This is a genomic window from Pseudomonas sp. JL23, assembly GCF_056933585.1.
The window spans coordinates 3540935-3563629 of sequence record NZ_CM167795.1; the positions used below are offsets into that span (position 1 = coordinate 3540935).

At 53.0% G+C, this 22695-nt stretch carries 30 protein-coding genes; 4 read left to right on the forward strand and 26 right to left on the reverse strand.

Annotated elements, in window-relative coordinates; translation table 11 throughout:
- Positions 1 to 110: 110 nt before the first annotated feature.
- The 10 genes from AC1Z24_RS16415 to AC1Z24_RS16460 all read right to left on the reverse strand — a co-directional run bounded on the left by AC1Z24_RS16415 (position 111) and on the right by AC1Z24_RS16460 (position 7075).
- Positions 111 to 1217, reverse strand: a complete 1107-nt coding sequence (locus AC1Z24_RS16415) for an integrase (protein WP_483741760.1) — start codon at positions 1215 to 1217, stop codon at positions 111 to 113.
- 286 nt (positions 1218 to 1503) lie between these two features.
- A complete protein-coding gene (locus AC1Z24_RS16420; protein ID WP_483741761.1) occupies positions 1504 to 2835 on the reverse strand; it encodes a zonular occludens toxin domain-containing protein in 1332 nt (443 codons plus the stop codon).
- The gene (locus tag AC1Z24_RS16425) at positions 2835 to 3200 is read right to left on the reverse strand and encodes a DUF2523 family protein (protein WP_483741762.1); all 366 of its coding nucleotides are present in this window, start codon (positions 3198 to 3200) and stop codon (positions 2835 to 2837) included. Before AC1Z24_RS16425 ends, AC1Z24_RS16420 begins: the two co-directional genes overlap by 1 nt.
- Before the next feature lie 8 nt (positions 3201 to 3208).
- The gene (locus AC1Z24_RS16430) at positions 3209 to 4528 is read right to left on the reverse strand and encodes a hypothetical protein (protein ID WP_483741763.1); all 1320 of its coding nucleotides are present in this window, start codon (positions 4526 to 4528) and stop codon (positions 3209 to 3211) included.
- A gap of 112 nt (positions 4529 to 4640) precedes the next feature.
- Positions 4641 to 4886: a hypothetical protein gene (locus AC1Z24_RS16435; RefSeq protein ID WP_483741764.1), complete on the reverse strand. Its 246-nt coding sequence runs from the start codon at positions 4884 to 4886 to the stop codon at positions 4641 to 4643.
- Between the two features lie 2 nt (positions 4887 to 4888).
- Positions 4889 to 5146 carry a hypothetical protein gene (locus tag AC1Z24_RS16440; RefSeq protein WP_483741765.1) on the reverse strand — a complete coding sequence of 86 codons (258 nt, stop codon included), beginning with the start codon at positions 5144 to 5146 and terminating at the stop codon, positions 4889 to 4891.
- A 4-nt stretch (positions 5147 to 5150) separates the two neighbouring features.
- Complete coding sequence (locus AC1Z24_RS16445) at positions 5151 to 5456, reverse strand: propanediol utilization protein (RefSeq protein WP_483741766.1); 306 nt, start codon at positions 5454 to 5456, stop codon at positions 5151 to 5153.
- A gap of 10 nt (positions 5457 to 5466) precedes the next feature.
- Positions 5467 to 5718: a hypothetical protein gene (locus AC1Z24_RS16450; protein WP_483741767.1), complete on the reverse strand. Its 252-nt coding sequence runs from the start codon at positions 5716 to 5718 to the stop codon at positions 5467 to 5469.
- Entirely contained in the window at positions 5718 to 5948 is a 231-nt protein-coding gene (locus AC1Z24_RS16455; RefSeq protein WP_483741768.1) for a hypothetical protein, read from the reverse strand. Before AC1Z24_RS16455 ends, AC1Z24_RS16450 begins: the two co-directional genes overlap by 1 nt.
- The gene (locus AC1Z24_RS16460; protein WP_483741769.1) at positions 5945 to 7075 is read right to left on the reverse strand and encodes a phage/plasmid replication domain-containing protein; all 1131 of its coding nucleotides are present in this window, start codon (positions 7073 to 7075) and stop codon (positions 5945 to 5947) included. The genes AC1Z24_RS16455 and AC1Z24_RS16460 overlap by 4 nt, the downstream gene beginning before the upstream one ends.
- A gap of 69 nt (positions 7076 to 7144) precedes the next feature.
- Here AC1Z24_RS16460 and AC1Z24_RS16465 point away from each other — a divergent pair, with 69 nt between their 5' ends.
- Both AC1Z24_RS16465 and AC1Z24_RS16470 read left to right on the forward strand, forming a co-directional pair.
- Complete coding sequence (locus AC1Z24_RS16465) at positions 7145 to 7564, forward strand: helix-turn-helix domain-containing protein (protein WP_483741770.1); 420 nt, start codon at positions 7145 to 7147, stop codon at positions 7562 to 7564.
- Between the two features lie 82 nt (positions 7565 to 7646).
- Positions 7647 to 7826 carry a hypothetical protein gene (locus AC1Z24_RS16470; RefSeq protein ID WP_483741771.1) on the forward strand — a complete coding sequence of 60 codons (180 nt, stop codon included), beginning with the start codon at positions 7647 to 7649 and terminating at the stop codon, positions 7824 to 7826.
- A 264-nt stretch (positions 7827 to 8090) separates the two neighbouring features.
- On the opposite strand, the gene AC1Z24_RS16475 is transcribed toward AC1Z24_RS16470, so the two are convergent.
- The 10 genes from AC1Z24_RS16475 to AC1Z24_RS16520 all read right to left on the reverse strand — a co-directional run bounded on the left by AC1Z24_RS16475 (position 8091) and on the right by AC1Z24_RS16520 (position 14172).
- Positions 8091 to 8348 carry a hypothetical protein gene (locus tag AC1Z24_RS16475; protein WP_483741772.1) on the reverse strand — a complete coding sequence of 86 codons (258 nt, stop codon included), beginning with the start codon at positions 8346 to 8348 and terminating at the stop codon, positions 8091 to 8093.
- 252 nt (positions 8349 to 8600) lie between these two features.
- A complete protein-coding gene (locus AC1Z24_RS16480) occupies positions 8601 to 9932 on the reverse strand; it encodes a zonular occludens toxin domain-containing protein (protein WP_483741761.1) in 1332 nt (443 codons plus the stop codon).
- On the reverse strand, positions 9932 to 10297 hold the full coding sequence (locus tag AC1Z24_RS16485) for a DUF2523 family protein (protein WP_483741762.1): 366 nt from the start codon (positions 10295 to 10297) through the stop codon (positions 9932 to 9934). Before AC1Z24_RS16485 ends, AC1Z24_RS16480 begins: the two co-directional genes overlap by 1 nt.
- Before the next feature lie 8 nt (positions 10298 to 10305).
- Positions 10306 to 11625 carry a hypothetical protein gene (locus AC1Z24_RS16490; RefSeq protein WP_483741763.1) on the reverse strand — a complete coding sequence of 440 codons (1320 nt, stop codon included), beginning with the start codon at positions 11623 to 11625 and terminating at the stop codon, positions 10306 to 10308.
- Positions 11626 to 11737: 112 nt separating this feature from the next.
- Positions 11738 to 11983, reverse strand: coding sequence for a hypothetical protein (locus tag AC1Z24_RS16495; RefSeq protein WP_483741764.1), 246 nt, complete (start codon positions 11981 to 11983; stop codon positions 11738 to 11740).
- A gap of 2 nt (positions 11984 to 11985) precedes the next feature.
- The gene (locus tag AC1Z24_RS16500; protein WP_483741765.1) at positions 11986 to 12243 is read right to left on the reverse strand and encodes a hypothetical protein; all 258 of its coding nucleotides are present in this window, start codon (positions 12241 to 12243) and stop codon (positions 11986 to 11988) included.
- Positions 12244 to 12247: 4 nt separating this feature from the next.
- The gene (locus AC1Z24_RS16505; RefSeq protein WP_483741766.1) at positions 12248 to 12553 is read right to left on the reverse strand and encodes a propanediol utilization protein; all 306 of its coding nucleotides are present in this window, start codon (positions 12551 to 12553) and stop codon (positions 12248 to 12250) included.
- Positions 12554 to 12563: 10 nt separating this feature from the next.
- On the reverse strand, positions 12564 to 12815 hold the full coding sequence (locus AC1Z24_RS16510) for a hypothetical protein (RefSeq protein WP_483741767.1): 252 nt from the start codon (positions 12813 to 12815) through the stop codon (positions 12564 to 12566).
- Positions 12815 to 13045: a hypothetical protein gene (locus AC1Z24_RS16515; RefSeq protein ID WP_483741768.1), complete on the reverse strand. Its 231-nt coding sequence runs from the start codon at positions 13043 to 13045 to the stop codon at positions 12815 to 12817. The genes AC1Z24_RS16510 and AC1Z24_RS16515 overlap by 1 nt, the downstream gene beginning before the upstream one ends.
- On the reverse strand, positions 13042 to 14172 hold the full coding sequence (locus tag AC1Z24_RS16520) for a phage/plasmid replication domain-containing protein (protein WP_483741769.1): 1131 nt from the start codon (positions 14170 to 14172) through the stop codon (positions 13042 to 13044). The genes AC1Z24_RS16515 and AC1Z24_RS16520 overlap by 4 nt, the downstream gene beginning before the upstream one ends.
- 69 nt (positions 14173 to 14241) lie before the next feature.
- Between AC1Z24_RS16520 and AC1Z24_RS16525 the strand changes: the two genes are divergently transcribed.
- Both AC1Z24_RS16525 and AC1Z24_RS16530 read left to right on the forward strand, forming a co-directional pair.
- A complete protein-coding gene (locus tag AC1Z24_RS16525; protein WP_483741770.1) occupies positions 14242 to 14661 on the forward strand; it encodes a helix-turn-helix domain-containing protein in 420 nt (139 codons plus the stop codon).
- An 82-nt stretch (positions 14662 to 14743) separates the two neighbouring features.
- Entirely contained in the window at positions 14744 to 14923 is a 180-nt protein-coding gene (locus tag AC1Z24_RS16530) for a hypothetical protein (protein ID WP_483741771.1), read from the forward strand.
- Between the two features lie 264 nt (positions 14924 to 15187).
- Here AC1Z24_RS16530 and AC1Z24_RS16535 read toward each other — a convergent pair whose 3' ends face one another.
- From AC1Z24_RS16535 to tssH, 6 genes are all read right to left on the reverse strand, one after another.
- Positions 15188 to 15445: a hypothetical protein gene (locus tag AC1Z24_RS16535; RefSeq protein WP_483741772.1), complete on the reverse strand. Its 258-nt coding sequence runs from the start codon at positions 15443 to 15445 to the stop codon at positions 15188 to 15190.
- A 930-nt stretch (positions 15446 to 16375) separates the two neighbouring features.
- Positions 16376 to 16822, reverse strand: coding sequence for a toxin VasX (locus tag AC1Z24_RS16540; protein ID WP_483741773.1), 447 nt, complete (start codon positions 16820 to 16822; stop codon positions 16376 to 16378).
- A complete protein-coding gene (locus tag AC1Z24_RS16545; protein WP_483741774.1) occupies positions 16819 to 17070 on the reverse strand; it encodes a hypothetical protein in 252 nt (83 codons plus the stop codon). Before AC1Z24_RS16545 ends, AC1Z24_RS16540 begins: the two co-directional genes overlap by 4 nt.
- A gap of 31 nt (positions 17071 to 17101) precedes the next feature.
- Positions 17102 to 17269 carry a hypothetical protein gene (locus tag AC1Z24_RS16550; RefSeq protein WP_483741775.1) on the reverse strand — a complete coding sequence of 56 codons (168 nt, stop codon included), beginning with the start codon at positions 17267 to 17269 and terminating at the stop codon, positions 17102 to 17104.
- Complete coding sequence (locus tag AC1Z24_RS16555) at positions 17266 to 19992, reverse strand: type VI secretion system Vgr family protein (RefSeq protein WP_483741776.1); 2727 nt, start codon at positions 19990 to 19992, stop codon at positions 17266 to 17268. The genes AC1Z24_RS16550 and AC1Z24_RS16555 overlap by 4 nt, the downstream gene beginning before the upstream one ends.
- A 24-nt stretch (positions 19993 to 20016) precedes the next feature.
- The gene (gene tssH, locus AC1Z24_RS16560; protein WP_483741777.1) at positions 20017 to 22686 is read right to left on the reverse strand and encodes a type VI secretion system ATPase TssH; all 2670 of its coding nucleotides are present in this window, start codon (positions 22684 to 22686) and stop codon (positions 20017 to 20019) included.
- Positions 22687 to 22695: the final 9 nt, after the last annotated feature.

A 22695-nucleotide genomic window follows, 5' to 3' on the forward strand; every position in this document is an offset into this window, starting at 1 on the left:
GAGCCGTTCGCCTAGCGAGCGGCTTGGTTTACGACAGCCGAGCTCGGAGAGCCACGCCCTCAACCCCAGCAGGCAGCATTAGAAAAGGGCACCCAAAACCCTTGCCCAGCCTAGGTTTCGGAGACAGGCCGATTCGAGACAAGGGCTGTCGTCAAACGCCTGATCTCACCAGCAGCCTCGACAATATCTGGATCATTCGACGCCAATGCCATATCCGCGAGGTTCTGCCTGATCGAGCACGTGATGAGCCATAGACCTTTGAGATCGTGTACCCCCAGCGAATCCTCCCTCGGAAACAGGCTCAACGCTGGCAACGGCTGGCTAGAATCAATATTCAGGTAAACTAGGTATCGCTCGAAAGTCCGGGAAAATGCCCGCGGCAAGGGAACCACTGAGCCATTCTTTGGATGGCTTTCAAGCCAGTCGCCACGCGCATTACGCATGAATTGGTCGATTCGCCCAGGGCTAGAAGCCGTACCAAGCACTTGCCACATCGGCCTGACCGTATACCTGGCGATCGTTAGGTACATTTCGATCAGGTGTGAGTTATGGGGACTGAGCAGGTTCGGTAGCATCTTGAAAATCCATTTCATCACCGCGTCCGAAATGGAGCCTCGAGCCTGTGGCTCCTTAAAGGACAGCCAGTCCAGCTTGGCAGCGGCGACGTTTGGCCTAGTGGCAGACACGTCCATCAAGTAGAAATCCAAGAATTGCGTGACGCTCCTGATCTCACGCTTCCAGATATTCTTGTCTATGGCGTCGCTCGACTTCGCGGCACGAGAGGTATGGAATAGTTTCCACTCGGGATTTATAGGGTAGTCGTGGTAGTCCAGGCCTAGGCTGACTAGGAACCGGGTCTGAATGCTTGGACTGGCCCATTCACTGCCAGGGGTTTGGACAAAGCCTACATAGTCTTTGAAATCGACGTCCGTCCAGTCGAGCAACGACAGGTTGTTCGCGAAACTCCAGTTGAGCATTTTTTCCAGACCGTTGATGGTCTTGTAGTACTGAAGGTGTGGCTTCTGTGGACTCCAACTATGAGCAATCCAATTCAAGTACCGATCGGCGTACCAAGCACTCATGAATGGAAGGCACGACTTGGGAACATCGTTCAGTCGGGCTAACACGTGAGTGTTGACCGGGAAGCCTTTTTCTTGGTTCGGCTGCCAATGGTCGTACGATGGGAAGATCGGAAATGGGATGAACGGCCGCGTCATAGTGGAGCCAGCAAGCTAGAATCTTTGGGTGGTACGTATACGTGTAGCAGAGAGACTGAGGTACGGCCAGTCTGATCGTGACAAGCGATCCTAACCGGCGATTAGTGAAACAGCAGCGAGAAGCGAGCATGAGACAGTGGATGAGGATGAGCTTTCAAATTGCTGATTTTTCAAGGAACGGGGTTTTGTGCAAACGTGAACGGAGGTTAATGACATTGGACAGCAAGTGAGTATATAAGGCGTAACACGCGATTTAACATAATATACATTATGCGTACCTTCAGGTTTAACGATTGGTGGCAGACATCAAGGTTCTGGGCGCTGGGCCGCTGTCGATTACGGTCACTCGGACACCCTGGTCGGCTGGCAATCTCGCACCGGTGCTTGGCGTGGTGGAAACCGGAACTGAAGAAGGAACGCCACCGGCGACGGCTCGCCGCTCTGCACCGAGCCGCGACTCGCCGCCTCCGGTGGCTGGAGAAGCGCCTTGGCAAAGAACAGTACGTTTCTCGCCCTTGTAGATCAATTCAGCCGCACAGGGTCCGCGTGAATAAATCTCGTAACCGGTGGCGGCCAATTCGCGAGACGTCTGGCTAAAAGAACGCTGATCCTTACTGAGCTGAAACGAAAATATCGTACCGCGGGCCTCAGACGTAATGCTGCCCTTAATGACAATCTCAAAGTCTGCAAACGGGTCCGTCTTCACACCAGCAGATGGCAAAACTTGCTGAACAGGTACGCGATTGCGATCCACGTTATCAGCTTTATGATTATCTTGAGGAACAGGAACTTGGCTAACCGGAGCGGAAACTTTAGGAGCCGAAATTGCCAGCGGATTGCTAAACATATTAGATCCATGCCGGTAGTACACAAAGCCGAAAATACCAACCAGTACTCCGACGAGAAGAACCACGCGAGGCGACGCGAGCGCGTTTTTGCCTGCCATGGTGTCGCGGTGCTGGCCGGTAGCTGTCGAGTCGTAGAGCCTAAAAACTCGCTTGTCGATCTTTCTGAGTGCAACGATGTTTGATCCATCTGTAGGCGCCCTATTCTCTTGTGCCGAATGCATGGCTTCTTTGTAGTCTTTAGAAACCAGTTTCTTAGTCCACTTACCAAGCAACATCAAATTAGAATGCTGGTAAGCCGCTTCAGAGGTCTGCCGAATATCGTCATGTACGTATTTAATGTTCGGCGTGGTTAAAATAACGTCCCAGTTCCAATGCCTGTGACGAGTCCAAGCGTCAAGGAAGTTCATAGGTCTGTCAGCGGCATTAGCCGCATCCATGCCACCGGGATAGTCGAAAGTCTCAAGGAACTTATCAGACCATTTTTTGGGAAATAGAGTTTGAGCCTCGTCGAAAATTAGAAACGCATTTCGGGGAGCCCACTGAAACCAAGTTCTAATCCGGTCCATACCGGCTTGTGTTTCGTGGTTAATATACTCAAGCTCAAAAGTATCAGGAAGATCAGGAAATACCTCATGAAAACGCTCACTGGACATACCTCGGATATTGGTGATTATAAGACGACCATCTTTTGCCGCTGGCACAGCATCGTCCCAGACCGCACCGGAAGTTTTATAGGAGCCATTAGGGCCGTGGTGAATTTTGATAGCCATTAATTAGCACCTGCGCCGGGAATGAACTTCATAGCCCATCTTGTCGGAATTGCTGAAAATATAAGAGTAAGACCTTGTGGGACATTGAAGAAAGATAATGTAGATTGCATGTCGCCGGGAATAGAAGACCAAGCAGATTTAACTAATTGAGCAATACCAGTCTCCTGCAATATCTCCTGAACCACATCATAGGCAACGTCCAACATAAGAATCTTGAACTTCAGAAACGAGTAGACAAGAACCTTAGTAATAACGACCAACAAGTCTTTTACGAAATCATAAATACCACTATCCATAAAGTCCCAAGCGGCTTGAAAGAAGGTGTTTGCACTGTCGAGCCAATGAGCCAGCCATGAAAGATCCATAAATCACCTCAAACAAAAACAATCATGAGCGCAGTAGCAGCGCAAAGAAAAAGGATGGCCTGAGAAATCCAAGTAAGAGAACCTGCATATTTATCCATGCAGAAACTTAGACTTTTACCAAGAACAGTTACGGATGGAGGGCAATAGAGCTTCCCTCCTCCACCACCTAAATCAAGATCACCGATAGGTTGAAAAGAGTTTTTCAACTTGTCGAGACCGTCCTTAAAGTCGCCTTTAGCGTCTTCAATTTTTTGATCCCATTCATCACCCCAATCATCCATGTTGCCGTGTTTTGGAGGCGTGAGAGTCGTTGTAGAAGGAGATCCGCCGCCGTCACCATCACCAGTTCCATTACCGGAGCCAGAACCTGTGCCCGTGCCTGTACCGCCGGAGCCAGTTCCAGTGCCTGTACCGCCAGAACCAGTACCTGTACCAGTGTTTCCAGAACCAGTACCTGTGCCAGAACCGGTGCCTGTGCCAGTGCCAGTACCTGAGTTGCCTGAGCCAGTGCCCGTACCAGAACCGCCAGAACCGGTGCCTGTACCGGTATTACCTGAACCTGTACCGCCAGAACCGCCGGAGCCTCCGGAACTGCCAGAGCCGCCGGATGAACCGCCTGAAGACCCACCAGAAGATCCAGAACCACCTGAACTACCAGAGCCGGTACTACCAGAGCCTGTACCGGTATCGCCGCTACCAGTATCACCAGAGCCAGAGCCAGAGCCACCTGTGCCAGTTCCACCTGATCCAGTACCAGTACCAGTGCCACCACCAGTGCCAGGCGTTGAGGAAGTGTCAGGAGGAGCTACATACAGTTCGCCTTTAACCATGATATTTGCACTGCAATCAAACTTACCAGAAGCGTTAGGTTTGCAAATAGCACCAGAACCCATAGTAGTGGCACAACCGCCATAAGAGGGAGCAGTTGGAATATCAGTGCCTGTCTGTTCCCAGCTCCAATTTTGAACAGTACCACCAGCAGCAGCCTGGCATTTAGCAAGTAAATCACCATCTATACCGCCACCGCCAGTTGGAGGCGGCGTAGAAGAACCACAAAGACCGGTATTAACATCATAACCAGTTGGGCAATATCTAATACCAGTGGCCCTACCGCCATTGCCACAGTCATAAGAGTCACCACCAATAGAAGACATGTGGACAGGACCAAATAGCGGCTCAGTTACAGCACAAGCTTCTTCAGGAGTAGAATAATAACCGCCGTGAGAAGAGAGGTAATGAATAGAGTCGCCTACACCATCGGCGTATGCAAAAGAAAAGATTCCAGCAAAGGAGAGAAATAAGAAAGCAAGATAGCGAATTAAAGACATGAAAAACCCCCGTTTCCGGGGGCCGAAGTTAAAGGTATTCAGCGCACCGGATACCGCTAACCAGTGCGCTGGCCATGATAATGCCAGCCAGCGCGGACCAGATCACGAATGATCAGACTTTGCGAATCAGCGCGATAATCACGCCGACAACGCAGAGAGCGGCCACACAGGCGACGACAGCAGCACCAACAGATTCGCCGGAACCTTGGGCATCAGTGATGGCTGCAACGGCACCTGACGCCATGTCACCAGCGGCATAAGTGAAAGTGGCGCCCAAGGCGGCGACAGAACCAGCGGCGGCAACAGCCAGTTTGCGAGCAGAAGGAACCATGATGAATTTGCGAGTTACTTTTTCCATGTTTAAACACCTCGGCGCATTTTGCGCAATTGAGAAATGATAATACCGACTGCAAAACCAACAGCGAACAAACCCATAGTTCCAACAAAGAATGTCTGGAAAGTATCACTGTCAAAACCACCATTTGCTAAAAGCTCAATCTGAGCCTGTTGCTCTGGCGTTACAACGTAAGTTTCCGTCCAAGCCTGTACATCACAGGAAACAACACCCGATGAAGATGTGGAGAACTGAGAGCAAACAAGTACAGACTGAGAGGACACTTATTTATACCCCTGCCGCAGCTTTAGTAGCCATAGCCTGCGAAAGTGGTGGAATGTTTTTGCGGCGACCTTGACGAGGGTCGCATTGAAACTCCAAACGACCATCACGAACATCTGCCAAAACATCGCACTCATAAGTGCCGGGTTGAGGAACCTCATTCATAATGGACGCATAGAACATAGTCTTTTGCGGATAAGGGACGTTCGGCAAATGAACGAAGCCTTCGAACATGCAGTAAGGGTTGCCGGTTTTAGCAGTACCAGAACGGGTATTGCCTGTAACTTCAACCATAATAACCATGCCAGACATAGAAAGCCCTCTACAGTGTTGGAAGCTGGGTTGAACCCGGCTTACGATATGCCCAACTGGGCGGAATAAGATCAGGGTTACGGCGAAATGTCAGGAGTTCACGTTTGGAAGTCTGACGCTTAACCTGTTCAGCCGAGATAGTTTGTAAAAACAAACGCATAAGCGAATTAGCGAGCGCAGAACTATCAGTGACGCCAGAGTCAAAATGAGCAATTTCATTCTCCACGCAGTAGCGAAGGTGCTGATAAATAGACTTATCCATCAAAAACCCATCCATTCAGCAATAGAAACGGTTCCAGTTTCTTCACGCTCTTTAAACCACTGGCGCTCAGGCTTAATGCCCTGCTCGTTTCGTAACTCAATAACCTTAAGAGTGTCAGAAACAAGATCAGCCAAAACAGGAGACATAAAGGCCTTTACCCGTTGCTGTTGCTCAAGGCGAGCACGTTGCCCCTGGGTAAGTTGAATGCCCTGAAAACTGACAGTTCTCATGCTGCCACCGAGTGAAGATGGTTGACGCGCTTATACCAAGCAGGGATAGCAAGTGTGGACTTTGTTACTTCACGACATTGGCGAACAAAAACAGGCGCAAAGCGAGACGTGTCGCAAGCGTTACGAATATTGATACCGATCTTGTTAAGGCGCGCAGCATGAGTTTCAAAAGCACGCTGAGAAACGTTGTGCGGCTGACCATGCATCCAAATATGGGCATGCGAGGCCGTAGCGTTAGCGGAAGCACGGCCCTTACAAATACCTTCCTCGATAAGCTTGTCAGCAATCGTCATCATATCCATAGCGGTCACCTTCAATCGTTCATCAATGCCCAGAAACTCATCGTGGAGTTCGTTTAAACGGCTTTCTTTAAATAGACCCCAGTAACACAGGGCTTCACGCTGCAAGAACTCACTCTTAAGCTCTTGCTCCATGCGGACAACGCCTTGTTCCGCGCAATAATCACGTACTTGTTTGACATACTTAAACTCTGAAGACTGATCGCCAAACAAACGCTTAGTCTTAGGCAAACAGTTTTGATCCATTTCGAAAGCTTTATCGTAGGCCTTACGATATTGAAGGCGCCCGCCTTTGCCGTTGCCCTTTGGCGTCCAAGTAACCGTACGGCCATTGGGGTAAAGAAAACCAATACTGTGGCCTATACGCTGACTCGAAATACCACGTAAGTAAGAAACAACATTGCCAGACCCAACGGCGACGTTAGTGGTCAAGTCGATGCGCTCTATCTTGGCGCCATCAGCGATCCGGTCACCGGACTTACCGCCAGAAGCACCGTCACGAATATCAATGCGAGTGCAGCGGGTAAAACCGGGCAGCCCATACTCACGAAGCAAAGCGTTATAAACAGAAATACATTGTTCAATGGTGGTGTAGCCAAAAAGGTTATCAAGCCGCCCTACCCGGCTAGGATTTCCCTCAACGCGAATTTTTCGGCCCTGAACATGGATGACTACAGAAGTCGAAAAACTGGCCTCATGCTTGAAGCGAGGCTGACGTGTGCTCAAAACCTCGTTCGTGTTGGCATCGATGGTGAGCGTAAAAACGTCACAGACCACGGGAAGGTCGTGCAAATGCTCCTGAGAAACTGTCAACCAATCGATGAACATCACGAATCCCTGTCAATACCGGAATAACGGTAGCCGAATGCCGGTATGCTAACCACTGAGGGTAACGACATGCAAGCATTAAAATACCGGAATAACGGAACTGGACAGTTGAACAGTACTTACGATCTGGGCACGATGAAAAGCCAGAGCGAACGAACCATGACACTCAGCGAGAACCTGAAACGCTTCAGGAAGGCTCGAGGCCTAACGCAGCCTCACGTCTATGGAGCCGCAGGCATTGCAAAATCGAGCTATACGTCTTACGAGGCAGGTACACAGATGCCATCAGCAGACAAAATCGTCGAACTGGCAAAGGTGCTCGGGGTGTCAACAGACGAATTGTTACTGAGTGAGTCAGAAATGACGGTATCAGAGGATTTGAGGCCCATTTTAAAGCGATTCGACTCACTGCCCCCCGAGATCAGGAATCAGGCACGAATAGCCCTGAAAGGTGTGCTGTTTGGTTTCGAGCAGGAAGCAATCAAGTAGACGGAAACCGAAGAAGTCTTCGGTAAAGTGGGGGTGTAACAGCACCCCCACCCCGCCAAGCCAAAAATCGCAAGGCTCGCAAATGATTGAATGGATACTGATATTGGCCCTTAGCGGGGGCTACGAGCTTCAAGGCGCTTACAAGACCGAAGCTGAGTGCGAGAAGGCAGGAATGGAGCTGATGGCCGCCAAGCAAAGCATAGGGAAGCCCGCATTAGCCGCCTGCTACAAGAAATTCTCAGTCATGAAAAACAACGTCTGAGAACAAGCAAAACAGATCAAGAGCCCCTCCGGGGGCAAGCCCTTTGCTTGAGCGGCGGGAGCCTGGACGGAAAAACACATCCAGGCACCCTTGCGGAGGTTAAAGGGGACGAGAATGGTAAAGGGACCGCTCCGCTCCGGGTCTCCGTTCGACGCGACGGTAAAGCTGTCACGACGAGCCGGGGACGCGGCCCTTGACCTGATCGAGGACGTGGTACCAGAAGTTTGTCCAGGAGCGCAAAGCCGGCACAAGTTTCGGTACCAATCAGACGTCCAAGTCAGCCTGAGAAGTACGATCGAGCAGCAGAGCTGCCGCAGATCGAGCGCCCTCGATAACCGACAACGCAACATCATGCCGAAGCTCAAGCAGATGAATCCTGCGCTTGAGATCCTCAATGGTCGAGTTCAAAGATTCGTATCGTTCAGCAGCGTGAACGAACGCCTTGGAGGCCGTGTTTGTGCGGGTCTGGTGTTTGAGGGATTCAACGAAATCGGGATCAGCATCAAGGATCTTCACAAGCATTTGGTACCACTCCTATTAACCAGGTGAACGCCCCGGGCGAGATAATGGTACCAAAGCTGCTCGAGAGAGCAAGAGTTTCGGTACCAAAAAGTCCTGCAGGATCTTCACCTGGTCGAGTGAAACGGTACCAGCTACGCATAATGCACGTTATGGCTAAATCCAGCGCCGGGGGCTTCGCGATGGTCCCGGCGCAGGATTCGGCCGTTGGCCGCGAGTACCATAACGTTCCCCGTATTATGCGTACCTTCAGGTTTAACGATTGGTGGCAGACATCAAGGTTCTGGGCGCTGGGCCGCTGTCGATTACGGTCACTCGGACACCCTGGTCGGCTGGCAATCTCGCACCGGTGCTTGGCGTGGTGGAAACCGGAACTGAAGAAGGAACGCCACCGGCGACGGCTCGCCGCTCTGCACCGAGCCGCGACTCGCCGCCTCCGGTGGCTGGAGAAGCGCCTTGGCAAAGAACAGTACGTTTCTCGCCCTTGTAGATCAATTCAGCCGCACAGGGTCCGCGTGAATAAATCTCGTAACCGGTGGCGGCCAATTCGCGAGACGTCTGGCTAAAAGAACGCTGATCCTTACTGAGCTGAAACGAAAATATCGTACCGCGGGCCTCAGACGTAATGCTGCCCTTAATGACAATCTCAAAGTCTGCAAACGGGTCCGTCTTCACACCAGCAGATGGCAAAACTTGCTGAACAGGTACGCGATTGCGATCCACGTTATCAGCTTTATGATTATCTTGAGGAACAGGAACTTGGCTAACCGGAGCGGAAACTTTAGGAGCCGAAATTGCCAGCGGATTGCTAAACATATTAGATCCATGCCGGTAGTACACAAAGCCGAAAATACCAACCAGTACTCCGACGAGAAGAACCACGCGAGGCGACGCGAGCGCGTTTTTGCCTGCCATGGTGTCGCGGTGCTGGCCGGTAGCTGTCGAGTCGTAGAGCCTAAAAACTCGCTTGTCGATCTTTCTGAGTGCAACGATGTTTGATCCATCTGTAGGCGCCCTATTCTCTTGTGCCGAATGCATGGCTTCTTTGTAGTCTTTAGAAACCAGTTTCTTAGTCCACTTACCAAGCAACATCAAATTAGAATGCTGGTAAGCCGCTTCAGAGGTCTGCCGAATATCGTCATGTACGTATTTAATGTTCGGCGTGGTTAAAATAACGTCCCAGTTCCAATGCCTGTGACGAGTCCAAGCGTCAAGGAAGTTCATAGGTCTGTCAGCGGCATTAGCCGCATCCATGCCACCGGGATAGTCGAAAGTCTCAAGGAACTTATCAGACCATTTTTTGGGAAATAGAGTTTGAGCCTCGTCGAAAATTAGAAACGCATTTCGGGGAGCCCACTGAAACCAAGTTCTAATCCGGTCCATACCGGCTTGTGTTTCGTGGTTAATATACTCAAGCTCAAAAGTATCAGGAAGATCAGGAAATACCTCATGAAAACGCTCACTGGACATACCTCGGATATTGGTGATTATAAGACGACCATCTTTTGCCGCTGGCACAGCATCGTCCCAGACCGCACCGGAAGTTTTATAGGAGCCATTAGGGCCGTGGTGAATTTTGATAGCCATTAATTAGCACCTGCGCCGGGAATGAACTTCATAGCCCATCTTGTCGGAATTGCTGAAAATATAAGAGTAAGACCTTGTGGGACATTGAAGAAAGATAATGTAGATTGCATGTCGCCGGGAATAGAAGACCAAGCAGATTTAACTAATTGAGCAATACCAGTCTCCTGCAATATCTCCTGAACCACATCATAGGCAACGTCCAACATAAGAATCTTGAACTTCAGAAACGAGTAGACAAGAACCTTAGTAATAACGACCAACAAGTCTTTTACGAAATCATAAATACCACTATCCATAAAGTCCCAAGCGGCTTGAAAGAAGGTGTTTGCACTGTCGAGCCAATGAGCCAGCCATGAAAGATCCATAAATCACCTCAAACAAAAACAATCATGAGCGCAGTAGCAGCGCAAAGAAAAAGGATGGCCTGAGAAATCCAAGTAAGAGAACCTGCATATTTATCCATGCAGAAACTTAGACTTTTACCAAGAACAGTTACGGATGGAGGGCAATAGAGCTTCCCTCCTCCACCACCTAAATCAAGATCACCGATAGGTTGAAAAGAGTTTTTCAACTTGTCGAGACCGTCCTTAAAGTCGCCTTTAGCGTCTTCAATTTTTTGATCCCATTCATCACCCCAATCATCCATGTTGCCGTGTTTTGGAGGCGTGAGAGTCGTTGTAGAAGGAGATCCGCCGCCGTCACCATCACCAGTTCCATTACCGGAGCCAGAACCTGTGCCCGTGCCTGTACCGCCGGAGCCAGTTCCAGTGCCTGTACCGCCAGAACCAGTACCTGTACCAGTGTTTCCAGAACCAGTACCTGTGCCAGAACCGGTGCCTGTGCCAGTGCCAGTACCTGAGTTGCCTGAGCCAGTGCCCGTACCAGAACCGCCAGAACCGGTGCCTGTACCGGTATTACCTGAACCTGTACCGCCAGAACCGCCGGAGCCTCCGGAACTGCCAGAGCCGCCGGATGAACCGCCTGAAGACCCACCAGAAGATCCAGAACCACCTGAACTACCAGAGCCGGTACTACCAGAGCCTGTACCGGTATCGCCGCTACCAGTATCACCAGAGCCAGAGCCAGAGCCACCTGTGCCAGTTCCACCTGATCCAGTACCAGTACCAGTGCCACCACCAGTGCCAGGCGTTGAGGAAGTGTCAGGAGGAGCTACATACAGTTCGCCTTTAACCATGATATTTGCACTGCAATCAAACTTACCAGAAGCGTTAGGTTTGCAAATAGCACCAGAACCCATAGTAGTGGCACAACCGCCATAAGAGGGAGCAGTTGGAATATCAGTGCCTGTCTGTTCCCAGCTCCAATTTTGAACAGTACCACCAGCAGCAGCCTGGCATTTAGCAAGTAAATCACCATCTATACCGCCACCGCCAGTTGGAGGCGGCGTAGAAGAACCACAAAGACCGGTATTAACATCATAACCAGTTGGGCAATATCTAATACCAGTGGCCCTACCGCCATTGCCACAGTCATAAGAGTCACCACCAATAGAAGACATGTGGACAGGACCAAATAGCGGCTCAGTTACAGCACAAGCTTCTTCAGGAGTAGAATAATAACCGCCGTGAGAAGAGAGGTAATGAATAGAGTCGCCTACACCATCGGCGTATGCAAAAGAAAAGATTCCAGCAAAGGAGAGAAATAAGAAAGCAAGATAGCGAATTAAAGACATGAAAAACCCCCGTTTCCGGGGGCCGAAGTTAAAGGTATTCAGCGCACCGGATACCGCTAACCAGTGCGCTGGCCATGATAATGCCAGCCAGCGCGGACCAGATCACGAATGATCAGACTTTGCGAATCAGCGCGATAATCACGCCGACAACGCAGAGAGCGGCCACACAGGCGACGACAGCAGCACCAACAGATTCGCCGGAACCTTGGGCATCAGTGATGGCTGCAACGGCACCTGACGCCATGTCACCAGCGGCATAAGTGAAAGTGGCGCCCAAGGCGGCGACAGAACCAGCGGCGGCAACAGCCAGTTTGCGAGCAGAAGGAACCATGATGAATTTGCGAGTTACTTTTTCCATGTTTAAACACCTCGGCGCATTTTGCGCAATTGAGAAATGATAATACCGACTGCAAAACCAACAGCGAACAAACCCATAGTTCCAACAAAGAATGTCTGGAAAGTATCACTGTCAAAACCACCATTTGCTAAAAGCTCAATCTGAGCCTGTTGCTCTGGCGTTACAACGTAAGTTTCCGTCCAAGCCTGTACATCACAGGAAACAACACCCGATGAAGATGTGGAGAACTGAGAGCAAACAAGTACAGACTGAGAGGACACTTATTTATACCCCTGCCGCAGCTTTAGTAGCCATAGCCTGCGAAAGTGGTGGAATGTTTTTGCGGCGACCTTGACGAGGGTCGCATTGAAACTCCAAACGACCATCACGAACATCTGCCAAAACATCGCACTCATAAGTGCCGGGTTGAGGAACCTCATTCATAATGGACGCATAGAACATAGTCTTTTGCGGATAAGGGACGTTCGGCAAATGAACGAAGCCTTCGAACATGCAGTAAGGGTTGCCGGTTTTAGCAGTACCAGAACGGGTATTGCCTGTAACTTCAACCATAATAACCATGCCAGACATAGAAAGCCCTCTACAGTGTTGGAAGCTGGGTTGAACCCGGCTTACGATATGCCCAACTGGGCGGAATAAGATCAGGGTTACGGCGAAATGTCAGGAGTTCACGTTTGGAAGTCTGACGCTTAACCTGTTCAGCCGAGATAGTTTGTAAAAACAAACGCATAAGCGAATTAGCGAGCGCAGAACTATCAGTGACGCCAGAGTCAAAATGAGCAATTTCATTCTCCACGCAGTAGCGAAGGTGCTGATAAATAGACTTATCCATCAAAAACCCATCCATTCAGCAATAGAAACGGTTCCAGTTTCTTCACGCTCTTTAAACCACTGGCGCTCAGGCTTAATGCCCTGCTCGTTTCGTAACTCAATAACCTTAAGAGTGTCAGAAACAAGATCAGCCAAAACAGGAGACATAAAGGCCTTTACCCGTTGCTGTTGCTCAAGGCGAGCACGTTGCCCCTGGGTAAGTTGAATGCCCTGAAAACTGACAGTTCTCATGCTGCCACCGAGTGAAGATGGTTGACGCGCTTATACCAAGCAGGGATAGCAAGTGTGGACTTTGTTACTTCACGACATTGGCGAACAAAAACAGGCGCAAAGCGAGACGTGTCGCAAGCGTTACGAATATTGATACCGATCTTGTTAAGGCGCGCAGCATGAGTTTCAAAAGCACGCTGAGAAACGTTGTGCGGCTGACCATGCATCCAAATATGGGCATGCGAGGCCGTAGCGTTAGCGGAAGCACGGCCCTTACAAATACCTTCCTCGATAAGCTTGTCAGCAATCGTCATCATATCCATAGCGGTCACCTTCAATCGTTCATCAATGCCCAGAAACTCATCGTGGAGTTCGTTTAAACGGCTTTCTTTAAATAGACCCCAGTAACACAGGGCTTCACGCTGCAAGAACTCACTCTTAAGCTCTTGCTCCATGCGGACAACGCCTTGTTCCGCGCAATAATCACGTACTTGTTTGACATACTTAAACTCTGAAGACTGATCGCCAAACAAACGCTTAGTCTTAGGCAAACAGTTTTGATCCATTTCGAAAGCTTTATCGTAGGCCTTACGATATTGAAGGCGCCCGCCTTTGCCGTTGCCCTTTGGCGTCCAAGTAACCGTACGGCCATTGGGGTAAAGAAAACCAATACTGTGGCCTATACGCTGACTCGAAATACCACGTAAGTAAGAAACAACATTGCCAGACCCAACGGCGACGTTAGTGGTCAAGTCGATGCGCTCTATCTTGGCGCCATCAGCGATCCGGTCACCGGACTTACCGCCAGAAGCACCGTCACGAATATCAATGCGAGTGCAGCGGGTAAAACCGGGCAGCCCATACTCACGAAGCAAAGCGTTATAAACAGAAATACATTGTTCAATGGTGGTGTAGCCAAAAAGGTTATCAAGCCGCCCTACCCGGCTAGGATTTCCCTCAACGCGAATTTTTCGGCCCTGAACATGGATGACTACAGAAGTCGAAAAACTGGCCTCATGCTTGAAGCGAGGCTGACGTGTGCTCAAAACCTCGTTCGTGTTGGCATCGATGGTGAGCGTAAAAACGTCACAGACCACGGGAAGGTCGTGCAAATGCTCCTGAGAAACTGTCAACCAATCGATGAACATCACGAATCCCTGTCAATACCGGAATAACGGTAGCCGAATGCCGGTATGCTAACCACTGAGGGTAACGACATGCAAGCATTAAAATACCGGAATAACGGAACTGGACAGTTGAACAGTACTTACGATCTGGGCACGATGAAAAGCCAGAGCGAACGAACCATGACACTCAGCGAGAACCTGAAACGCTTCAGGAAGGCTCGAGGCCTAACGCAGCCTCACGTCTATGGAGCCGCAGGCATTGCAAAATCGAGCTATACGTCTTACGAGGCAGGTACACAGATGCCATCAGCAGACAAAATCGTCGAACTGGCAAAGGTGCTCGGGGTGTCAACAGACGAATTGTTACTGAGTGAGTCAGAAATGACGGTATCAGAGGATTTGAGGCCCATTTTAAAGCGATTCGACTCACTGCCCCCCGAGATCAGGAATCAGGCACGAATAGCCCTGAAAGGTGTGCTGTTTGGTTTCGAGCAGGAAGCAATCAAGTAGACGGAAACCGAAGAAGTCTTCGGTAAAGTGGGGGTGTAACAGCACCCCCACCCCGCCAAGCCAAAAATCGCAAGGCTCGCAAATGATTGAATGGATACTGATATTGGCCCTTAGCGGGGGCTACGAGCTTCAAGGCGCTTACAAGACCGAAGCTGAGTGCGAGAAGGCAGGAATGGAGCTGATGGCCGCCAAGCAAAGCATAGGGAAGCCCGCATTAGCCGCCTGCTACAAGAAATTCTCAGTCATGAAAAACAACGTCTGAGAACAAGCAAAACAGATCAAGAGCCCCTCCGGGGGCAAGCCCTTTGCTTGAGCGGCGGGAGCCTGGACGGAAAAACACATCCAGGCACCCTTGCGGAGGTTAAAGGGGACGAGAATGGTAAAGGGACCGCTCCGCTCCGGGTCTCCGTTCGACGCGACGGTAAAGCTGTCACGACGAGCCGGGGACGCGGCCCTTGACCTGATCGAGGACGTGGTACCAGAAGTTTGTCCAGGAGCGCAAAGCCGGCACAAGTTTCGGTACCAATCAGACGTCCAAGTCAGCCTGAGAAGTACGATCGAGCAGCAGAGCTGCCGCAGATCGAGCGCCCTCGATAACCGACAACGCAACATCATGCCGAAGCTCAAGCAGATGAATCCTGCGCTTGAGATCCTCAATGGTCGAGTTCAAAGATTCGTATCGTTCAGCAGCGTGAACGAACGCCTTGGAGGCCGTGTTTGTGCGGGTCTGGTGTTTGAGGGATTCAACGAAATCGGGATCAGCATCAAGGATCTTCACAAGCATTTGGTACCACTCCTATTAACCAGGTGAACGCCCCGGGCGAGATAATGGTACCAAAGCTGCTCGAGAGAGCAAGAGTTTCGGTACCAAAAAGTCCTGCAGGATCTTCACCTGGTCGAGTGAAACGGTACCAGCTACGCATAATGCACGTTATGGCTAAATCCAGCGCCGGGGGCTTCGCGATGGTCCCGGCGCAGGATTCGGCCGTTGGCCGCGAGTACCATAACGTTCCCCGTATTATGCGTACATATGGATTCTCACGCGCGGGTCGTCGCTGTCGAGAACAGTTAAAAATGCGAAAATCGACATTTAAAAATGCTACCGTGATTTCAATGGCTTAGGCTCCACCATCTTTCTTCATGAGCGATTCGCACATTTAATTACGCGACAGGGATTGCGTGTACGTGGATCTGCTTCAGTTTGGCATTTAGCGACGGCGATCCCCTTTACGAACCCTTTTCCCATGTACAAACCACTGTTTACTTCGTTCCAGCCTACGAACTGATCTTGTCGGTTAAAAAAGCGATTTTTTCAGATTCATGTCAGTAAAAAATGATAAAGGGATATGGGACCACATCATTACCGAGCCTGACGCCTTAACTGGCATTCACAAACGGCACACGGGGCACCTAGAAAAATTGAGTTCAAGTGCTCCGGCGTGCCGCCGGCTTTTCGATGCATTTTTACCTCAGCGAAAGCGAACCCTAGACCTTGCCCGGTCACCCATTTGACTGTTCCATGGTTGGTCCGAGTTTGCTGACTGAGATTTGTACATCTAATATAAAGCGCGTATTACTATAAGCGCGCCCTTATCCACGGGCGGCAGTTTTATTGGGGCGCAGAATTCCAGGCGATTATTGAGCTCGTACTTATTTAATGGTCGTTTGAGCTTGTGACGCGTCAACCATCCGTCAAACATGCGTGAATATTCGCTCATTGGACGGCTCCACTTTTTTGGCCTAGCAGTTTTTTCCATGCTTCATTTTGGACGGATAGCGATGCAAATCGCTCCGACTGCTCTGTACCAAAGGGTGTTCGATCCAACCACACTTCTATTTTGTTATCGCGCACCAAATTAATGACCCACTCACCGAATAGCGACGTCGTATTCAAGCAAATAGCATCGACCGTCACTACGTAGGCTTTCCACTCGCCACGCACTTCGTTAAAGACGTAGAGGTAACCGCCGCGCAGTTGGCGCAGGGTGTAAAGCGCTGTGCTTTCAGGCAGCGGCACCTGCTCAAGGCCATCGCCGAACGGCGCCTGGATGGCGGGTGCGCCAAGGGGGGCTGGTTGGGCAACGGCATAACGCAGCGGCATCAGCGCCAGGCCGTTCTGATCGCAGACCGAACAGATTTTTGAGGGGTCACATTGGCTCATCGGTTTTCCTTGAAAGCCAGTACATCCCTGTGTAACCAGGCTTGCAGTTCATCGTTATCAACATTCAGGCAGGCACTGACGTAAGTGCAGTCACCCGCGCGTACTGCGTTCAGGCACGACAGCAACTTAGGATGTTGGTGGATTTCGGGGTGAATACTCATGGCTTGCCGTACGAACAGCTGAACGTCCGCTTCTTCGCTCAAGCCCTCTTGGTAGGCTCGCTCCAGCAGCGCATCCAGCTGACGCAAAAAGGGGATATTGCCGATCAGGTTCGGGTTGTCACATCGCAGCCATTTGAGCGGGCATTTGCTCTGCCTGTGCGTCGAGGCCTGCGGGCATCAGGGCGATATGCGGGAAGTCTTGCCACTGCTGCTTATCCACCCGCAGGGGATTGATCAACGCGTAGGCGCACTCGGTGACCAGTCGATGCTCAACGCTCGGCGTCATAGTGGCTGCCCCACCGGGACGAGGGCATCCCCGCCTGCGTCAGCCTTGGTCATTTTGAAATCGCACAGTTTCAGCTCCGACTTACTCATTGAACCTGCGAGAGCCTCACCCCCCTTGGGCCCCTCCCACTTGTGCAGCCCGGCTTTAAGCTCAACCACGCCCGGCGCGTTGAGGTCGATAGTGCCGCCCAGCAGTTTGACCATGGCGCTCTGTGCGCTCAGCAGCAGGTGGGTTTTGCCTTGCACATGGGCGCTGGCTTCGGTGCTGGCCAGCCAGATGTTGCGTTTGGCGGCGAAGCGGGCAAGGTCGGTTTGCGCTTGCAGGCTGATGCGGCCGGTGGCGGCATGCAGGGCGATGCCGGTCGGGGCGACGGGGCGGTCTTCGGCGGTATCGCCTTGGGTGTACATCACCAGCCCGGTGCCGGCGACGAACTGGGTTTTGCCTTGGGCGATGAGGTTGAGGTCGGCTTTGCCGGTCAGCAGGCTGTGGGTGCCGGCGACCCAGAACTGGCTGGCCGGGGTGTAGCTGTTGAGGCCCGCGCTGGCATGGACGACCAGCATCGGTTCGCTCCAGGCACTGACCTGCCCTTCACCGCCGCCAATGCCTTGCCCTGCGTGTCGACCGTCTGCGGTGGCCGCCAGTATGTCTTGCGCGTGTTTGACTGCTTCGCTGGCCGGCAAGGGGCTGACTTCATCGCGCAGCCCGGCGTTGTTTTGCAGGGCCACATCGCCCAGTTGGTCGATCAGGAGCTGGGCATTGTCCAGGTCGGTGAGCACGGTGGCGGCGTTCATTTGTTGCCGGTGCGGGGCGGTGCTGAGCAATAAGCCCTGCCCTGCTCGCAGTGCGCCATGCCCTTGGGTGCTGAGGTTGGCGCCATGGCCAAGATCGTTGAGGCGCCGGTTGTCTTCGGTCTGTTTTACATGGCCAAGGGTCAGCCCGCTGCGGTGGTCGGTGGTGTACAGCTGGGCGTGGCTTTGGTGGTTGCTGTGGTCGAGTTGCAATTGCCGATAGCCACCGCCGCCACTTTGGCTGTGCGCCAGATCCTGGGTCTTGAGGCCGTGCAGCACATCGTTGTGGTCATTGCCGGGAAACCAGCTCGCGGCGTTGGCGGTGCTGCCCGCAGGCCCTGCGGCAATGCGGCTGTGCCTGGCGTCGATATTGCCCTGCCCGTTGTAGAGCGCCTTGACGGCGACCAGCCGATCCGCCGCGCCTTCAAGAAAGTCGATCCACACTTCTTGCCCGACGCGCGGCACCCACACACTGCCCCAGTTATTCCCGGCCAGAGCGGTGGCGACCCGCACCCAGGTGCCGGACTGGCCGTTGGCTGGGGCGTTGTCCGGGCCCTGCGGGTGATCGCGCAGGGCTGACGATTTGCTGCCACGCTGCCAGTGCAGTTGCACCTTGATGCGGTGGTCACGGTCGGTGAGCAACGGATGACCGTCGCCAACCACAATGGCGCTCTGCGCGCCGCGCGTGATGGCCTTGGGGTGCAGGCGTTTGCCCGCGTCGTGTTGCGGGCGATAGGTTTGACGGGCGGGCAAGACGCTGAAGCGATTGCGGTAGAGAACATCATCGGCTTCGGGCTGGCGATCACCGAACCCATTCCATAGCGGATCACTGCTGTGCAGGTTGCCCAGACTCGCTTCGACTCGCGCCTGCAACCGGGCATCCAGATTATTACGCGCCTGATGTTCCACGCGCAGGCAGATCCATGTTTGGCGGGCGGATGCTGCGCCGTGCCCGTGCAGGCTCACCGCGGTACCCGCCGCCATCCGCCGCCAGGTGCCTTCCCCGTGGAGTTGTTGAGCCGCCACGTGGGCGGCATCGCGATGTTGCCGCACACGGCGATCCCCCTGCGCAGAATCACTCCAGCCATAGGGGCCACCGATGTCCCGGTCAACACAACCAACGATGGGCAGTGCATCGGCACTGAACTGCGCGGGATTCATTGAGAGTGAGCGGTGGTCCCGGCTCTGGCGCACAAACTGGTCATTGACCCAGCGCCCGCCCGCCGACCACTGCTGCACGCTGTCTCTGGCTTCGGTGACATCGCTGCGCTGAAAAGGTATGGCGACCGCTTCGCCCGTCTGCAAGCGCTGGTTGCTGTCGGTCAACACCAGGGTGTGGCGCCCCAGGGTTGGCGCGCCGCTGTCGCCCTGATGCTCAAAGCGGTAGGCAATGCCCTCCTCGGCCAGCAGCCGCTCGACAAACGCCAGGTCGGTCTCCTGATACTGAGTCGTCAGGCTGCGCTTGGGGTACAGCGAAACATCGACCTCCCAGCGCCAGACCGGCTGGGTGCTGGCGCGCCGGTAAAAGCCAAAAATCTGATCGCAAATGTCGATCACGCTCATGTCTTGAAACGCGAAACTGTCCTGACGATCAACCAGCAGCATCAACCATGGCTCGATGTAAAAGCGGTAGCGCGTCAACCCGCCGTTACTGCCCACGCGGGAAAATCGGCGGGCGTGACCGTGAAACGGACGCAAGCCGGTGCGCGAATCATCGCAGAGCAACTCCAGCAGCACGGGGCTTGCGGATATTTGCTCGAGGGTCAGCGTGGCATCTGACGACAGCGCACTGACTTGCAGACTGAAACCACCGTGCTCCAGCGCTTCCCAGCCGCTCAGGTATTCAGCCAGCAATACATCCTCGCCCAGGCAGGTGTGCAGGCGTAGCAGACGATCCTGCTGAGTAAATTCAGGCTGTAGACGAGGTGCAGTCATGGGTCATCCTTTCCGACTGAGATATCACTTAATGCTGTAGGTGAAGCCGCGTTTGTTGGCGCCGACCTTGATGCGGGTAACGCCGTTGCCTTCGGCCATTCTGGCCAACAGGTTGTCGGCGATTTCCGGAAGCAGGCTGCCTTCAATCAAGTGGTCGATGCTGCGCGCCCCGCTGTCGACTTCCGTGCAGCGCGCCATCAGCGTTTGCACCAGTGCATCGTCATAAACAAACTCGGCGCGATGGTTAACCGCGATGCGCTGACCGACCCGATCGAGTTTCAACCGGGTAATGGCTTCAAAGGCGTCGTCACTGATCGGGAAGTAAGGGATCACCTTCATGCGTCCCAAAAATGCTGGTTTGAAGGCTTTATAAAGCGCTGGCCGGATGGCCTCGCTCAGGGCGTCGGCGTCCGGCATTTCCTCAGGCGCTGTGTTCAGGCAGGCCTGCATGATCGCGGATGAGGCAACGTTGCTGGTGAGGATGATCAGCGTGTTGCGAAAGTCAATTTCGCGGCCTTCGGCATCGTCCATAACGCCTTTATCAAACACCTGATAAAAAAGTTCGAGGACGTCAGGGTGGGCTTTCTCTACTTCATCGAGCAGCACCACGCTGTAGGGGCTGCGACGCACGGCCTCGGTCAACACGCCGCCTTCGCCATAACCCACGTAACCGGGAGGCGAACCCTTCAGACCCGACACACTGTGGGCCTCCTGGTATTCACTCATGTTCACGGTGATGAGTTTGCGTTCACCTCCGTACAGGGTGTCTGCCAGGGCGAGCGCGGTTTCAGTCTTGCCGACACCCGAGGGGCCGACAAACATGAACACGCCTTTGGGTTTGTCTGGGCTTTCGAGGTTAGCGCGGGAGGTACGAACACGTTGAGCGATAGCATCCAGGGCGTGGGACTGGCCGATAACCCGGGCCTCCAACACCTCGCGCAAGGTACGCACAATGCGGATGTCGTCTTTGATCATTTTGCCCAATGGAATGCCAGTCCACGCGGCGATAACTTGTGCCACCACGGTCGCATCGACTTGTAACGGCAATAGCGGCCGCTCACCCTGCAATCGCGCCAGTTCCTCTAAAGCGGTGTCGAGCTCAATACGTTCGGCAGACTTGGGAGGTGCCTTGGCTTTTGAACGACCATTGTTCGCCACCGGTACATCGCCCGCCTGCTCAAGCTGCATACGTAACGCGTGGATACGGTTTGTCAGCGCCGTTTCCTGCTGCCAGACGGCGCTATCCGCCTGAATCTGATTGACCAACGTCTCACGCTGAGCAGTTAGCTCGGCCAGGCGCTCCATGTGATTACTGCCCGTGGTCTGCTCACGCCTCAAGGCATCGCTTTCTGCGTCCAGACGCTCCAGCAGCTTTTGTCCATCGGCGATCAGCGCGGGACGTGATTTTTGGCTCAACGCCACCCGCGAACAGGCGGTGTCCAATACGCTGACGGCCTTGTCGGGTAACTGTCGGCCGGTGATGTAACGATGGGATAAACGCACCGATTCGGTCACCGCCTCGTCCAGCACCCTGATGTTGAAGTGCTGTTCCAGTACCGGAACCATGGCCCGCAGCATTGACGCCGCGACGTCTTCACCAGGCTCGTCGACCTTGACCATCTGAAAACGACGAGCCAGTGCTGCGTCTTTTTCAAAGTATTTTTTGTATTCAGCCCATGTAGTGGCCGCCAACGTGCGCAGCTCGCCACGCGCCAATGCGGGCTTAAGTAAATTGGCTGCGTCGTTCTGCCCTGCCGCGCCGCCAGCACCAATCAGCGTATGGGCCTCATCAATGAAGAGGATGATCGGTTGAGGGCTTTTTTTGACTTCGTCGATGACGTTTTTCAGCCGGTTTTCAAACTCGCCTTTGACGCTCGCACCCGCCTGCAACAAACCCATGTCCAGCGTGTGCAACTCGACACCTTGCAAGGTATCGGGCACTTCGTTGGCGACGATGGCCAAGGCAAGGCCCTCGGCGACAGCGGTTTTGCCGACACCCGCTTCGCCAGTGAGGATTGGATTGTTTTGCCGACGCCGCATCAGGATGTCGATCACCTGGCGGATTTCCGATTCGCGACCAATAACCGGATCGAGCAAACCATCGCGGGCCCGCTGGGTGAGATTGGTTGTGAACTGATCCAGGGCAGGCGTTTTCTGAGGCGAGGTTAAATCAGGGTCAACCTCATCCGCTTCGGCATTGCCAGGTGCGATGCCCGAGTGTTCGACGGAGCCCTGGGTAAAACGATCAAAGTGCTGGCTGATTTCTTCAGCTGGCAACTGGCTGAGGATTGAAGAGGCACGCTTCGCTGTTTGCGACAACTCGGGGTGTGTAAGCCAGGCCATCAGCAGGTGTCCACCGCGAATAGACGCATCCTGAGCATTGAGCGAGGTGATCAACCAGGCGCTTTGCAACAGCGTCGGCAAGCTACTCGCAAACACCGGCGGCCGAGTATTGCCATTGCGCAATGTTTTGAGTTCGCGCTCAAGATCGGCCTGGAGCATTTCCTGGCTCAGCCCACTGCGACGCAAAATGGTGACGACATCACCTTTGGGCTGTTCCAGCAATGCGAGAAACAGATGCTCGGGTTCTACTTCAAAGTGCCCATTGCTCATGCAGAGATTGGCTGCACGCTCCGCCGCTTGACGGGAAGTAGCATTTAATTTCGAAATCAATGTTTTAAGCGTACTGCTCATGATGTTTCC